Origin of the sequence: Celeribacter sp. (assembly GCF_048261515.1) — a bacterium.
Classification (GTDB): Bacteria; Pseudomonadota; Alphaproteobacteria; order Rhodobacterales; family Rhodobacteraceae; genus Celeribacter.
Genome location: NZ_JBLXFZ010000005.1, coordinates 157,512 through 171,702, shown reverse-complemented (window position 1 = coordinate 171,702; position 14,191 = coordinate 157,512). Strand labels below are relative to the sequence as shown.

Below are 14,191 nucleotides of genomic sequence, written 5' to 3'. Positions count from 1 at the left end.
GCTCACTGCGAAAGCGTTGGATCGTGCGAGTCCGCCAGTCGCAAGACCACGCCCGCAAGCAGCGCCAATCCCGCCGCCATCATCATCACCACACCATAGCTCGCAATCGCGGTGCCGACCCAAAAGGTCGCGCCCGCGATGAGTTGGCTTGTCACCTGATTGACCGACTGCAGCGACGAACTCGCGCCAGGCCGATGTGCGAGCAGGTCTTGGAAATAGGCAATCGGCAGGGTCAGGAGCGCCGCAGCGCCCATGGCCGCAGGCACCGCGAGAAGCCAGACGTAATCCGTCCCCGCAAGCATGGGGAAGGTGAGCAGGAATACCGCATAGATCACAGCAGCGCCCAAAAGTGCCGTGCTTTTTGATACGCGTTGCGTCACGAGGGGCAGAAGCATCATAAACGGAATTTCCAGCCCCGCGATGAGAGCCGCCAGCCGTCCCGTGCGGGCCGTGCCGTTCGGATGTGCCCCGTCGAAAATGAGGCCCATCGTTTGCATATAGGTCGTGTTGGCCGCGACCAACGCGGCGATCAGAAAGAGGCGCACGGTCACGCGCGGGTGGAACAGCTCGGACATGGAGGCGCGAAAGGACAGGCCCGATTTCTCCTCGATACCGCCTTCGGTTCCGTCCTTTGGCATCAGGGAGAGCAGCACCAGAAGTGACAGGACAGAGGCGGCGGACATGCCAAGGTAGAGCTGTATCAGGTCGGCGTCCTCGACAATGACCAGCGACCACAGCGGCAGGACCACGATGAAGGGCAGGGCGAAGCCCGCGCGGATGATTGACATCACCGCGTCACGTTCGTGCGGCGCGCGTTCATTTACGGCGACCCGTGCAATGGCGAATATCTGGCCCATGAGCGAGAAGCCCACAGGGATCAACAGGCAGGCCGCGATCACATACATCGCGGGGGAGCGGGTGAGGTAAACGAGGACAAAGGCGGATGATGAAATCGCGCCCGAGACCAGCGCGGTGGTGTAGCGCGAGGCCCATTGGTCGGTGATGATCCCGACGTAGATGGAGGCCGCCACCGACATTGCCGCGCCAACGATCATGATCGCCGCGAATTGCGGGTCCGAGAAGCCGAAGAGCTTGATCGCGATGAGGCCTTGATAGGGGGCGATAGAAGCGGCAATCGCACCGATGCACATCATCGACAGCGCCGCGGCGCGCAGCCTACGCGACCCCCAGACCACACGCAGCGTCGAAATCATGGCAGAACTTTTCCGGGGTTGAGAATGCCCTTGGGGTCTAGGGCCGCCTTGATCGCGCGCATGGTGTCGAGTGCTGCGGGATCTTTCCTGCGGCGCATGGAGGCGAGCTTGGACACGCCGATACCATGTTCGGCGGAGAAGGAGCCGCCCATTTCCTGCACGATGTCCTCGACGGTTTCCATCACTGCGTCTGCCAGTTCGGTGTCATCGCGCGACGGGTAGACGGTGTAATGCACATTCCCGTCGCCGAGGTGGGCGACGGTGCAATCGGTCACGTCCGCGTCCAGTGCCCTGAGCCGCGTGATGGCTTCGTCAAGGAAGGCGGCCACACGGTCCACGGGCAGGCAGAGATCGTTGATGACGAGAGGCTTTGTGTTGGTGCTGATCTCGGCGGCGGCCTCTCGCATTTCCCACATCAGGCGGCGTTGCGCCTCCGAGCCTGCGAGGGCAGCGTCGGTCACCAGCCCCTCCTCAAACATCTCGCCCAGTGTCTCTTCCAATTGGGCCACCAGCGGCACGGTTCCGTCCGCGTCAGTCGCGCAATCGCGTGGCACGGTCGAGCCTACTTCGAGAAAAACCGTGTGTTCGGCGTCATAGCCCAAGGGCGGTGTTAGGTCGGGACGGTAGGCCTTAAGGCGAGCCATGTAGTTGGCGGGCATGTATTCGAAAGCCTCCACCATCCCGCCCGTGTGCAGTTGCAGGGTGTTCAACAATTTCAGCGCGCCATCGAGCGACGGCACCGTGACCATTGCCGTGGCATAGGCGCGCGGGTCGGGGACGAGCTTGAGCACGGCGGCGGTGATGATGCCGAGCGTGCCCTCCGAGCCGATCATCAGGTCGCGCAGGTCGTAGCCCGAGTTGTCCTTGTGCAATTCGCTCATCAGATCAAGCACCCGTCCGTCCGCCAGAACGACTTCGATGCCCAGCACCAGATCGCGGGTGTTGCCATAGCGCAGAACGTTCGAGCCGCCCGCGTTGGTGCCCAGCGTCCCACCGATCCGTGCCGACCCCTTTGCGCCAAAGGTCATCGGGTATTTGAGCCCCGATCCTTCCAGATGTTCGTGAAGCTGTTGCAGGATCACGCCCGCCTCCACAATCGCGATGCGTGCGTCTGCCCGAACCTCGCGGATGGCATTCATCCGCTCCAGAGAGACGATCAGAGCCCCTTCGGCGAGCCCTGCACCCGTCAGGCCCGTGTTGCCCGCCAGAGGAACCACAGGCGTGCCGGTCTCATGGGCAAGGGCCATGATACGCGACACCTCGTCGGTGGTCGCGGGGCGTGCGACGGCGAGAGGCGTCGACAGGTATTTGCCGATCCAGTCGCGGCCATAAGGCGCGGCATCGTTGCCTGTCAGAACATCGGGTGTAATCGCGCGTAGGCGGTCGAGAAATTCCATGTAAGCCCACTCCTTGATCCCTTGGGTCGCGCAAGAGATTGCGGAAAACGGGCGTGGCGGCAAGCGCTGTTCTCTCGCACCTGCCCCGACATAAATGCGCGGGCGGGGTGTCAGACCGCCGAGGAGTGCTTCGCCGCGCTCATGTCATAGGCATCGAAATGGCGCGCGATCATGCGGGTCAGGGGGCGTGCGTGGTCGAGGATTATGATCTCGTCGGCGGTCACGGTCAGCATATCGGGGAATGCTGTGGCAACATCTTCGCCAAAGGACTTGAACTCGGCCTCAGAGGTGCCAAAGCGTGTGTGCAGGTCGAGCCGCGACACGCGGAAATCGCACATCAAGGCCTCGATGATCCGTCCGCGCAAATGGTCTTCGTCGCTAAAGATGTGTCCCTTGGAAATCGGAAGCTGCCCTGCGCGCACCGCTTCTTGATACTTCGAAGTGGAGGGTTGGTTCTGCGCATAGCCCTGCGGATATTTGGCGATGGAGGAAGCGCCAACGCCGATCATCGCGGCGCATTTGTCGTCGGTGTACCCTTGGAAGTTGCGGCGCAATGTGTCGGTGCGCTGCGCCACTTCCAATCCGTCCCCCTTACGGGCGAAATGGTCGATCCCGATCTCGGCATAATCATCCCAAACGAAGAGATCGCGTGCCACATTGAATAGCGTCAGCCGCTCTTCGGGCGTGGGTAACTCGTCGGTCGGTATCAGCGACTGGCGGCGCGCCATCCATGGCACATGGGCGTAACCGAAGAGGGCGACGCGGTCGGGCGATAGACTTAGAAGTTTTTGCACCGACTCCGCGATTTTTTCGGGCGTCTGCCCGGGAAGCCCGTAGAGAATGTCGGCATTGAGCGACCGAATGCCGCGGCTGCGCAACCCGTCAACGGCGTCTTTCGTGGTCTCGTAGGACTGGATGCGACCGATGGTCTCCTGAATGGTGGGATCGAAATCCTGCACGCCGATGGAGGCGCGATTCATTCCTGCGGCAGCCAAGGCATCAAGGCGCGAATCGTCGATTTCGTTCGGGTCGATTTCGACGGAGAATTCGTAGTCCTCAGCGAAGGGGGCGACATCCGCTATTTTGCCTGCCAGTTTGGCAATCATCTCTGCTTCAAGCAGGGTCGGTGTGCCTCCGCCCCAATGGAGGTGGCCAATGGTAAGCCTCTCGGGAATAAAAGATTTTATCAGGTCCAACTCCGCAATAAGCGTCTCGACATAGGCCGCAACGGGGCCCGTGGTCGAGGTCCCTTGCGTTCGGCACGCGCAAAACCAGCACAGGCGCCGACAGAAGGGGACATGCACGTAGAGCGATACGGGCTGCGCGGGATCGAGTGCACCGAGCCACTGCGCGACATGATCACTGTTCACGTCGGTGTTGAAGTGCGGGGCCGTCGGATAGCTCGTGTAACGAGGGACACGAGCGTCAAAAAGGCCGAGTTTGCGGAGTTGCGTGTGCGTATTCATACGCGTAGGCTTTAGGGGATAAGAAGCTGGGCGCATTGACCCAGATCAAGAATGACGAGTGCACACGAATGACCGACACTATTTTCGATCACAAGGATTGCGGCACTTGTCCGATCCGCCACCGAGCTGTTTGCGCGCGGTGTGAAGCCGACGAACTCGAGATCCTTGAAGGCATCAAATATTACCGGTCGTATGAAGCGGGGCAGCCGATTATCTGGTCGGGCGACCGCATGGATTTCGTGGCGTCTGTGGTGACGGGTGTGGCCTCGCTCAGTCAGGCGATGGAGGACGGGCGCACGCAGATGGTTGGCCTCCTCTTGCCGTCGGATTTCCTTGGCCGTCCAGGCCGAGATGCAGCGCCCTATGACGTTGTGGCCGTTTCAAACCTGACTCTGTGTTGTTTCCGTCGCAAACCGTTTGAGCAGTTGATGGATCGCACGCCGCACATTGGGCAACGTCTTTTGGAAATGACGTTGGACGAGTTGGATGCTGCGCGGGAGTGGATGCTCATTCTGGGACGCAAAACCGCGCGTGAGAAGATTGCCTCACTAATGGCGATTATCGCCCGCCGTGAAAGCTCCCTTGCGTTGAAGAAGATGGAAGACGGCATGGTGTTCGAATTGCCGCTGACACGCGAGGCGATGGCGGACTACCTCGGCCTGACGCTGGAAACCGTGTCTCGTCAAATCTCCGCGCTCAAACGCGAGGGCATCATTCAGCTCGAAGGTAAGCGCCGCGTTGTTATCCCTGATTTTGATCGGCTCCAGATTGAGACGGGCGACGATTCCGATGGCGGTTTGATGATATAGGCCCTCACCCTTCGGAGGCACCTAAAACGGGCTTTCCCAAAGAAAACGCCCCGCCAACGTGAGTTGAGCGGGGCGCATTTTGGGTTGGCGGATGGCTTAGTGTGACATCAGCACGGGCACCTTGGAGGATTCGAGCATGTTGCGCGTGGCGCCTCCCATGATCGACTCACGGAAACGGGAATGCCCATAGGCCCCCATAACCAGAAGGTCGGCGTCTTTATCGCGCACATGGCGCTCAAGCACATCAGCTACGCGCGGCATGGTTTTGGCCAACACCGAAACCTCTGCACGTACCCCGTGGCGCACAAGCATTTGGCAAAGCGTACCACCAGGATCGGAGCGGTCGGGGCCGTGTTGCGGCGGGTCGATGATGGTGATGTCCACGAGGTTGGCGTTCTGAAGCACGGGCAGGGCGGCGCGAATCGTCCCCAGTGCCTCGACGCTTTCATTCCATGCTACGACGACGCGATCAATTTTTTCGGGCAGGTCGGTTTCGTCGGGGATCACCAGAACAGGCACGTGGCCCGAAAACAGTGCGGCTTCCAGAATTTCTTCATGCTCGTGGCCGCGGCCGGGTCCGTAGGGGCGCGGGAGGACAACCACGTCGGAGAAGCGCAGGAAATGCGCCAACTGTGGAGTGAGCCCCGCCATTTGTGCGGTCATTGCATTGGCCACCCAAGGAATGTCCTCGCCGTTGAGACGCGCGGAGACTTTTTCTTCGAGCGCCTGACTGTCGGCTTGGGCCTGTTTGAGATTGTCCTGCAATGCCATTGCGTTGGTGCCCGCGTAGTAGAACCCAGGTTGGGTGCGGTCTAGGCCGAGGCAGATGATGTCGAGATGCGCATCCTCACGCCGCGCGAGAGCCACAGCGGCCTCGAGCGCATGGGTGTCGGCCTCGAAATCGCAGACGACGGTGGTAACGGTCTTGAAGGGCATGACACACCTCCTTCGGAGTGACTTGTTGAAATTTACAGGATGCAGTCTGATGGATTGTACGGGGTTCGGCATTGATTGAGATCAACAGGTTGAAAGCAAATTCGCGCAGGGGTTGTGAAAGGCCCGCCCTGTGACACAATGCGCGGATGATTGTCATGGGCAAAGGCGACCTGATTGGCTAAACGGCGCTCGGAATGAGGCAAATCAGTGCGTGAGGACATTTTTCGTTAAATCGAAATGCTTTGACTCAGATCAAGGAGGGTGGCGGGGTTGTGCTGCACACCCCAAACTGTCGAAACCTGTGTCCGAACAGGAAATGACGATGCCTTGTCCAGAGGCACAGAACGAAGGGACGCAACATGTGGAACTATATAAAGCTGGCGGTGCTCGGACTCCTTGTAGTCCTGCTGGGCCTTGCCGCGAACTACGGGCGTGATTTTGCATATCAAGTGCATGCGCTCATCTTTATGGCCGCTGCGGCCATGACATTCATCTTTACCCTGCGCACGGCGGGAGAGGTCAAGCCTGCCGCGACTGGTTATCTTGACGGTGTTGTGCGCTATGGTGTCATCGCCACCGCTGGTTGGGGTGTTGTGGGCTTCCTTGCAGGGACGTTCATTGCTTTCCAACTCGCTTTCCCCGCGCTCAACTTCGAGTGGGCACAGGGATATGCAAACTTCGGGCGCCTGCGTCCGCTGCACACTTCGGCGGTGATCTTTGCATTTGGTGGGAACGCGCTTATCGCGTCGTCCTTCTATGTGGTGCAGCGCACCTCTGCAGTCCGCCTTTGGGGCGGCAATCTCGCTTGGTTCGTTTTTTGGGGCTATAACCTGTTCATCGTGCTGGCGGCGACAGGCTATCTCCTTGGCGTAACCCAGTCGAAAGAATACGCAGAACCCGAGTGGTATGTGGACTTGTGGCTCACCATCGTCTGGGTCGCCTATCTTCTGGTGTTCCTCGGCACGCTGATGACCCGCAAGGAAAAGCACATCTACGTGGCGAACTGGTTCTACCTGTCCTTTATCGTGACCATCGCGATGCTGCACATCGTCAACAACCTCGTCGTCCCCGTGTCGTTCCTCGGATCGCGCTCGGTAATGTTGATGGCGGGTGTTCAGGATGCGATGACGCAGTGGTGGTATGGCCACAACGCTGTGGGCTTCTTCCTGACGGCTGGCTTCCTTGGGATGATGTACTACTTCGTGCCGAAACAGGCCGAACGTCCCGTCTTCTCTTACAAGCTGTCGATCATCCACTTCTGGGCGCTGATCTTCCTGTATATCTGGGCGGGTCCGCACCACCTGCATTACACGGCGCTGCCTGACTGGGCATCGACGCTTGGTATGGTGTTCTCCGTGATCCTGTGGATGCCCTCGTGGGGCGGCATGATCAACGGTCTGATGACGCTGTCTGGCGCATGGGACAAGCTGCGCACCGATCCTGTGATCCGCATGATGGTGATCTCGATCGGCTTCTACGGCATGTCGACCTTCGAAGGCCCGATGATGTCGATCCGCGCGGTCAACTCGCTGTCGCACTACACTGACTGGACCATCGGTCACGTCCACTCTGGCGCGCTCGGCTGGAACGGTATGATCACCTTCGGGATGCTCTACTTCCTCGTTCCCCGTCTGTGGAACCGCGAACGCCTCTACTCGCTCAGCCTCGTGTCTTGGCACTTCTGGCTCGCGACTATCGGCATCGTGCTCTACGCCGCATCCATGTGGGTGACGGGGATCATGGAAGGCCTGATGTGGCGCGAAGTGGACAGCCAGGGCTTCCTCGTGAACGCCTTTGCAGACACCGTGTCGGCCAAGCATCCGATGTATGTGATCCGTTCTTTGGGGGGTGTCCTCTACTTGGTCGGCTCGCTCATCATGGTCTACAACCTCATCATGACGGTTCGTCGTTCGCCTGCGAAGGCTGACGCACCCGTCATGGCAGCAGCAGAATAAGGGGAGCTTAGCAAATGGGACTTCTTGATAAACACAAGATCCTCGAAACCAACGCGACCCTGCTGCTTGTCGGCTCCCTTCTGGTTGTGACCGTCGGCGGCATCGTGGAGATCGCACCTCTCTTCTACCTCGAAAACACCATCGAGGATGTGGAGGGCGTGCGTCCCTACTCGCCGCTGGAGTTGACGGGACGTGAAATCTACATCCGCGAGGGTTGCTACGTCTGTCACTCGCAGATGATCCGCCCGATGCGCGACGAGGTTGAGCGTTACGGTCACTACTCGCTGGCAGCGGAGAGCAAATACGATCACCCGTTCCAATGGGGATCTAAGCGGACAGGGCCTGACCTTGCCCGTGTGGGTGGCCGTTACTCTGACGAGTGGCACGTTGACCACCTGACCGATCCGCAGTCCGTTGTGCCTGAGTCGGTCATGCCGAAATACGGCTTCCTCGCGGACAACTACATCGAGCCTGAATACGTGCAGGATCTGATGAAAACTCACCGTCTCGTTGGCGTTCCCTACACCGACGAGATGATCGAGGCCGCTGATGAGGACTTCATCGCCCAAGCCGACCCGTGGAGCGACTACGACGCTCTTCTGGAACGCTATCCGGGTGCGCAGGTTCGCAACTTCGACGCGCAGGAAGGCATCACCGAGATGGATGCTCTGATTGCCTACATGCAGATGCTTGGCACGCTGGTCGACTTCTCGACCTTCACGCCTGACGCATCTCGCTAAGGAGGCTGCAGATGGACTATCACATCCTTCGCGAAATTGCCGATAGTTGGGTCTTGTTGGCCATGTTCGTGTTCTTCATCGGCGTTATTGTCTGGGCCCTGCGCCCAGGCAGCAACCGCCAACACCGCGACGTCGCCAATTCCATCTTCCGCAACGATGACCAACCGGCCAACTCTGAGGAGGCTCAGCCATGAGCAATCAAGATAAGAACCAGGTCGAAACGACCGGTCACTCCTGGGACGGGATCGAAGAGTATAACAATCCCCTTCCGCGCTGGTGGCTGTGGACATTCTACCTGACCATCATCTGGGGGATCGGCTACACCATCGCCTATCCCGCGTGGCCCTTGGCCAAGCAAGCAACCGCTGGTCTGCTCGGGTATTCGACCCGCGCCGAAGTGGTCGAGAAGATCGCCTCTTTCGAGGAAATGAACGCAGCCGTGGAGGCCGAACTGGCCGCCGCCGATGTGACCGAAGTTGCCGTGGGGACCGACGTCCACAACTACGCCATCAACGCGGGTGCCGCTGTGTTCCGTGCCAACTGTTCGCAGTGCCACGGTTCTGGTGCCGCGGGCAACGTGGGCTATCCCAACCTGCTCGACAACGACTGGTTGTGGGGCGGTACTGTGGACGAGATCGCCTATACGATCCAGCACGGCGTGCGTAACGAGACCGACGATTCGCGTTACTCCGAGATGCCGAAATTCGGTGCCGACGAGCTTCTCGAAGACGAACAGATCACGCAGGTGGTCGAGCATGTTCTCGCCATCTCGGGTCAGGAACACGACGCCGCGCTTGCGGCCGAGGGGGCCGTTGTCTTTGAAGAGAACTGTGCGGCTTGTCACGGCGAGGACGGCACGGGTGACATCTATCAAGGTGCCCCAGATCTGGCCGATGCGATCTGGCTCTACGGCGGTGATCGCGAGACGATCACCGACTCGGTCTACAACGCCCGTTTCGGCGTGATGCCCGCATGGGGTGAGCGCCTCAGCCAAGCCGAGGTCAACGCAGCCGCGCTTTACGTCCACAATCTGGGCGGCGGCGAGTAAACCTGAACGGAATCCGGGTGGTAACATCCGGGTTGCGGCACCGACCCTTGATCCTGTTCGCGCGTTTCTTCAGGGTCGGTGCCAATCAAATTACCCAAACGCCGTGGTCTAAAGGATCGCGGCGTTTGTTTTTGGGTGCGGGGTTTGCGTGCTTTTCAACCCGATGGGCGGGACGGGACATAATGCCACGCGCATAAAGACGCGTTTATGATACATCTTTGGCGGGCGGTGCCGGGTCTCTTGATCCACATCAATGCTACAAACGGGTCCGCCCCCCATTAAGAAGCAAACGCGAACAGTGCAGAAGGCTGCTCCCTATGAGCTCTACAGACAACGCCCCGAAACTCTACGAGGCTCGTGAACCCGTCTTTCCACGCCGTGTGAAGGGACAGTTCCGCACGTTGAAATGGCTGATCATGGCCGTGACTTTGGGCATCTACTACCTGACGCCTTGGATTCGTTTCGACCGTGGCCCGAACATGCCCGATCAGGCGGTGCTTATCGACATGGCCAACCGTCGTTTCTTCTTCTTTTGGATCGAGATCTGGCCGCATGAATTCTACTTCATCGCGGGCCTCTTGATTATGGCGGGGCTTGGCCTTTTCCTGTTTACCTCTGCTGCGGGGCGGGTCTGGTGTGGCTATGCTTGTCCGCAGACCGTCTGGACCGATCTCTTCATCCTTGTCGAACGCTGGATTGAGGGCGACCGTAACGCGCGCCTGCGCCTGCATCGTCAAAAGAAAATGGATTTCCGTAAGGCTCGTCTGCGCGTGACGAAATGGGTGGCTTGGCTCCTGATCGCGATGGCGACGGGGGGTGCGTGGGTGTTCTATTTCGCAGATGCTCCAACGCTGCTTGTCGATCTCGTCACCTTCAACGCCCATCCGCTCGCCTATGGGACGGTTCTGGTTCTGACGCTGACGACCTTCATCTTCGGCGGGTTTGCTCGCGAGCAGATCTGTATCTACGCCTGCCCTTGGCCGCGCATTCAGGCCGCGATGATGGATGAGGACACGATTGTCGTGGCCTACCGTCACTGGCGCGGGGAGCCGCGCGGCAAGCATCGCAAGAGTGCCGAGGCGGGCGAGTTGGGTGACTGCATCGACTGTATGGCCTGTGTGAACGTTTGCCCCATGGGCATCGATATCCGCGACGGTCAGCAACTCGAATGTATCACCTGTGCGCTTTGCATCGACGCCTGTAACGAAATGATGGACAAGATTGGCAAGCCGCGCGGTCTGATCGACTATATGGCGTTGACCGACGAGGCGCGTGAAATCAGCGGGGAACCAATCAAATCCGTTTGGAAGCACATCTTCCGCCCGCGGACGATCCTTTACACCGTGCTTTGGGGGGGCGTGGGACTGGCGCTTGTTCTGGCGCTCTTCGTGCGGCCCGATATCGGCCTGACCGTTGCGCCCGAACGGAACCCGACCTATGTGATGCTTTCCGACGGCTCGATCCGCAATATCTACAACGTGCGTATCCGCAACAAGAATGGCGATGTCCGCCCCTTCCGTGTTAGCGTGACGGGCGATCCGTCCTTGCTCGTCGAAGTCGAAGGCGTGCCCTACGATGTGGTCGATGTGGGTGCCGATGAAATGCTCCAACAGCGGGTCTACGTCATTGCGCCCGCAGGGTCGGAACCCGCCACGAGCGATCGCACCGAGTTCACGCTCTGGGTGACGGATATGACGAACAACGACCGTGCGAGCGAGAAGACGGTCTTCAACGGACGGGGTCAATAATATGGCTGTAGAACACAACAACGAGACCGACAGCGGTTTCAGGATCACGGGCTACCATGTGTTCGGTGCGATGGTGCTGGCCTTCGGTATCATCATCGCGGTCAATGTCGTGATGGCCGTGAGCGCGGTTCGGACCTTCCCTGGTCTCGAGGTTGCTAATTCCTATGTCGCCTCGCAAACTTTTGACGTGGAGAAAAGCGCGCAGCTTGCGCTTGGTTGGACCGTTGATGCGGGCGTAGAGGGAGATACCTTCCGCGTGACGATCACCGACGAGGCGGATGCGCCCGTTGAGGTCGCTTCGATCGGCGGCACCATCGGACGGCCGACCTCTGTGGTTGACGACCAGACGCCCGAATTCACCTTCGACGGCACGGCCTATGTCGCCAAGACGGGTGTGCTGGGTGAGGGCAACTGGAACTTCCGCATGGTCGCCGAAGCTGCCGATGGCACGCAATTCAAACAACGGGTCGTGTTCTACGTGAAGCACTGACCCCCAACCCTCGGGGAAACGGAAGCGCGCGATGTCCGACGTCCAGATCTCTGCCTGTCCGGCCTGTGTGGCCGCGCCTGCCGCTGAGGATGCGGCTCATGCCCGTGATGTGCGCGATGCGCGGATCATCCTGTCTTTGCCGACTGCGCATTGCGCGGCCTGCATCTCCGCTGTTGAGCGCGAGTTGGTCAAGCATGAGGGCGTGCGGGCGGCGCGGGTGAACCTGACGCTCAAGCGCGTGGTGGTGGATGCCGATGATACGGTTTCGACCGATGCGCTGATCGAACGGCTCAAGGGCATTGGCTACGAGAGTTTCGAACTGGACGCCTCGGTAATTTCCTCGACCGAGACCGACAAGCGTGGACGTGCGATCCTGACGCGGATTGCCGTATCGGGCTTTGCGATGATGAACGTCATGCTGCTCTCCGTGGCGGTGTGGTCGGGGGCATCGGATGCGACTCGCGATATGTTCCATTGGATTTCCGCGACGATTGCGCTGCCCGCGATTGCCTATGCCGCGCAGCCGTTCTTTGCCTCCGCTTGGTCGGCTCTGCGCGTGCGGCGGCTCAACATGGATGTGCCTATTTCGCTGGCGATCCTTCTCGCGGCGGGCATGTCGATTTACGAAACCGCCCATTCGGGCCAGCACGCCTATTTTGACGCAGCGCTCTCGCTGACCTTCTTCCTTCTGTCGGGCCGCTATCTTGACTACCGCACCCGATCTGTGGCCCGCTCGGCGGCCGAAGAGCTCGCCGCCCTCGAAGTTCCGCGCGCAACAATGTCGGATGGCACCGTGCGGCAAATTTCCGATGTAGCTGCGGGCGATGTTGTTCGGGTCGTTCCTGGCGCGCGGGTGCCCGTGGACGGGATCGTGGAAGAAGGAGCCTCCGAGTTGGACCGCTCGCTTCTGACGGGTGAGAGTCTCCCTGTCGCGGCGGATGTCGGCACGGTCGTGAGCGCGGGTGAGATCAATCTCACTGGGCCACTGCTCGTGAAAGTGACGGCGGCGGGCGAGGACAGCTCCTTGCACCGCATGGCCGATCTGGTCGCCATGGCCGAAACTTCGCGCAACCGCTACACCTCGCTGGCCGACCGCGCCGCGCAGGTTTACGCCCCCGCAGTGCATCTTCTCGCGCTGGCGGCTTTCATCGGTTGGGCATGGGCGACGGGCGATTTTCGCCTCGCCACCAATATTGCCGTGGCTACTCTCATCATCACCTGTCCTTGTGCGCTTGGGCTGGCGGTCCCTGCTGTGACCACTGCCGCGTCGGGGCGCTTGTTCCGTGCAGGGATGTTGATCAAGTCGGCCACCGCTCTGGAACGTTTGGCCGAGGTGGATACGGTGGTCTTTGACAAGACGGGCACCCTGACAGAAGGCGCGCCCGAATTGGCCAACCTCGACGCCATCGCACCGCGTGATCGTGCTGTTGCTATGGCGTTGGCGGCGGGTTCGGCGCATCCCCTTTCAGCTGCACTCTTTGCCGCCTGCCGCGCTTCTGATGTCGTGCCAGCCACTGTTGAGAATGCCCGTGAAGTTCCGGGGCAGGGGATTGAAGCGCAGGTTGATGGTGCCCGCGTCCGTTTGGGCCGTGCGGCTTGGATCGGGGCCGATCCAGTTGGGCAAACCGCGACCTATATGCGCGTGGGGGATGCCGAGCCTGTGGTGTTTACCTTCGTCGATCACCTGCGCGACGGGGCTGCGCAGGCTGTGGCCGACCTCAAGGCGCAGGGCAAGGATGTGGTTCTCCTGTCGGGGGACGCCCCCGCCGCCGTGGCCGAGATCGCAGCGCGGGTCGGCATTGATGCTTGGGAGGCCGAGTGCCTGCCCGAAGGCAAGGCCCTGCGCGTGGGCGAATTGAGCCGCACGGGTCGCAAGGTTCTGATGGTGGGTGATGGCCTCAACGACACCGCAGCACTGGCCGCCGCCCATGTCTCGATTTCGCCCGCCTCTGCCTTGGAAGCCACCCGCGTTGTGTCGGATGTGGTGCTGCTTGGCGGATCGCTTGCGCCGCTTGGTGAGGCCGCACAGGTTGCCGTGGCAGCCACTCGCCGCATCAAAGAAAACTTCGCCATTGCGGCGGGCTACAATGCCATCGCGATCCCGCTCGCTCTCGCTGGTTTCGCCACGCCACTGGCGGCCGCGTTGGCCATGTCGACCTCCTCGATCACCGTCTCACTCAACGCGCTCCGCCTGCGCGCGCGTAAGAAGAAAGGGGCAGCGCAATGAACGTGCTTGTCTATCTCATCCCCGTGTCGATCTTTCTGGGCGGGTTGGGGCTGGCTGCGTTCTTCTGGTCGATCCGCACGCGGCAATTCGACGACCCGCAGGGCGACGCCGAGCGCATCCTGACGGACGATTACGACGACCATCCCAAAGAGTGACGCTGC

General features: G+C 60.4%; 13 protein-coding genes. 9 read left to right on the top strand and 4 right to left on the bottom strand.

The genetic code is table 11. The features are described from left to right. Nucleotides 1–2: 2 nt before the first annotated feature. The 3 genes from ACN0SC_RS10690 to hemN form a co-directional block, all read right to left on the bottom strand. Complete coding sequence (locus ACN0SC_RS10690) at nucleotides 3–1,214, bottom strand: MFS transporter (protein ID WP_417249670.1); 1,212 nt, start codon at nucleotides 1,212–1,214, stop codon at nucleotides 3–5. After that, on the bottom strand, nucleotides 1,211–2,611 hold the full coding sequence (locus ACN0SC_RS10685) for an FAD-binding oxidoreductase (protein WP_417249669.1): 1,401 nt from the start codon (nucleotides 2,609–2,611) through the stop codon (nucleotides 1,211–1,213). Before ACN0SC_RS10685 ends, ACN0SC_RS10690 begins: the two co-directional genes overlap by 4 nt. Nucleotides 2,612–2,721: 110 nt before the next feature. Next, nucleotides 2,722–4,077 (bottom strand): oxygen-independent coproporphyrinogen III oxidase, encoded by a 1,356-nt coding sequence (gene hemN, locus ACN0SC_RS10680; RefSeq protein ID WP_417249668.1) that lies wholly within the window; start codon nucleotides 4,075–4,077, stop codon nucleotides 2,722–2,724. 68 nt (nucleotides 4,078–4,145) lie between these two features. Between hemN and fnrL the strand changes: the two genes are divergently transcribed. Further along, entirely contained in the window at nucleotides 4,146–4,886 is a 741-nt protein-coding gene (gene fnrL, locus ACN0SC_RS10675) for a transcriptional regulator FnrL (RefSeq protein ID WP_417249667.1), read from the top strand. A gap of 96 nt (nucleotides 4,887–4,982) precedes the next feature. Here fnrL and ACN0SC_RS10670 read toward each other — a convergent pair whose 3' ends face one another. Further along, complete coding sequence (locus tag ACN0SC_RS10670; RefSeq protein ID WP_417249666.1) at nucleotides 4,983–5,822, bottom strand: universal stress protein; 840 nt, start codon at nucleotides 5,820–5,822, stop codon at nucleotides 4,983–4,985. A gap of 359 nt (nucleotides 5,823–6,181) precedes the next feature. Here ACN0SC_RS10670 and ccoN point away from each other — a divergent pair, with 359 nt between their 5' ends. The 8 genes from ccoN (at nucleotide 6,182) to ccoS (ending at nucleotide 14,185) form a co-directional block, all read left to right on the top strand. Next, nucleotides 6,182–7,777 carry a cytochrome-c oxidase, cbb3-type subunit I gene (ccoN, locus tag ACN0SC_RS10665; protein WP_417249665.1) on the top strand — a complete coding sequence of 532 codons (1,596 nt, stop codon included), beginning with the start codon at nucleotides 6,182–6,184 and terminating at the stop codon, nucleotides 7,775–7,777. A 14-nt stretch (nucleotides 7,778–7,791) separates the two neighbouring features. Then, on the top strand, nucleotides 7,792–8,517 hold the full coding sequence (gene ccoO / locus ACN0SC_RS10660) for a cytochrome-c oxidase, cbb3-type subunit II (protein ID WP_417249664.1): 726 nt from the start codon (nucleotides 7,792–7,794) through the stop codon (nucleotides 8,515–8,517). 11 nt (nucleotides 8,518–8,528) lie between these two features. Further along, on the top strand, nucleotides 8,529–8,711 hold the full coding sequence (locus tag ACN0SC_RS10655; RefSeq protein WP_417249663.1) for a cbb3-type cytochrome oxidase subunit 3: 183 nt from the start codon (nucleotides 8,529–8,531) through the stop codon (nucleotides 8,709–8,711). After that, nucleotides 8,708–9,565, top strand: a complete 858-nt coding sequence (ccoP, locus tag ACN0SC_RS10650; protein ID WP_417249662.1) for a cytochrome-c oxidase, cbb3-type subunit III — start codon at nucleotides 8,708–8,710, stop codon at nucleotides 9,563–9,565. The genes ACN0SC_RS10655 and ccoP overlap by 4 nt, the downstream gene beginning before the upstream one ends. A gap of 317 nt (nucleotides 9,566–9,882) precedes the next feature. Beyond that, nucleotides 9,883–11,313: a cytochrome c oxidase accessory protein CcoG gene (gene ccoG / locus ACN0SC_RS10645; RefSeq protein ID WP_417249661.1), complete on the top strand. Its 1,431-nt coding sequence runs from the start codon at nucleotides 9,883–9,885 to the stop codon at nucleotides 11,311–11,313. Nucleotide 11,314: 1 nt separating this feature from the next. Beyond that, nucleotides 11,315–11,803: a FixH family protein gene (locus tag ACN0SC_RS10640; RefSeq protein WP_417249660.1), complete on the top strand. Its 489-nt coding sequence runs from the start codon at nucleotides 11,315–11,317 to the stop codon at nucleotides 11,801–11,803. 31 nt (nucleotides 11,804–11,834) lie between these two features. Continuing rightward, nucleotides 11,835–14,030 (top strand): heavy metal translocating P-type ATPase, encoded by a 2,196-nt coding sequence (locus ACN0SC_RS10635; protein WP_417249659.1) that lies wholly within the window; start codon nucleotides 11,835–11,837, stop codon nucleotides 14,028–14,030. Continuing rightward, the gene (ccoS, locus tag ACN0SC_RS10630) at nucleotides 14,027–14,185 is read left to right on the top strand and encodes a cbb3-type cytochrome oxidase assembly protein CcoS (protein WP_417249658.1); all 159 of its coding nucleotides are present in this window, start codon (nucleotides 14,027–14,029) and stop codon (nucleotides 14,183–14,185) included. Before ACN0SC_RS10635 ends, ccoS begins: the two co-directional genes overlap by 4 nt. The last annotated feature ends 6 nt before the right edge of the window (nucleotides 14,186–14,191 follow it).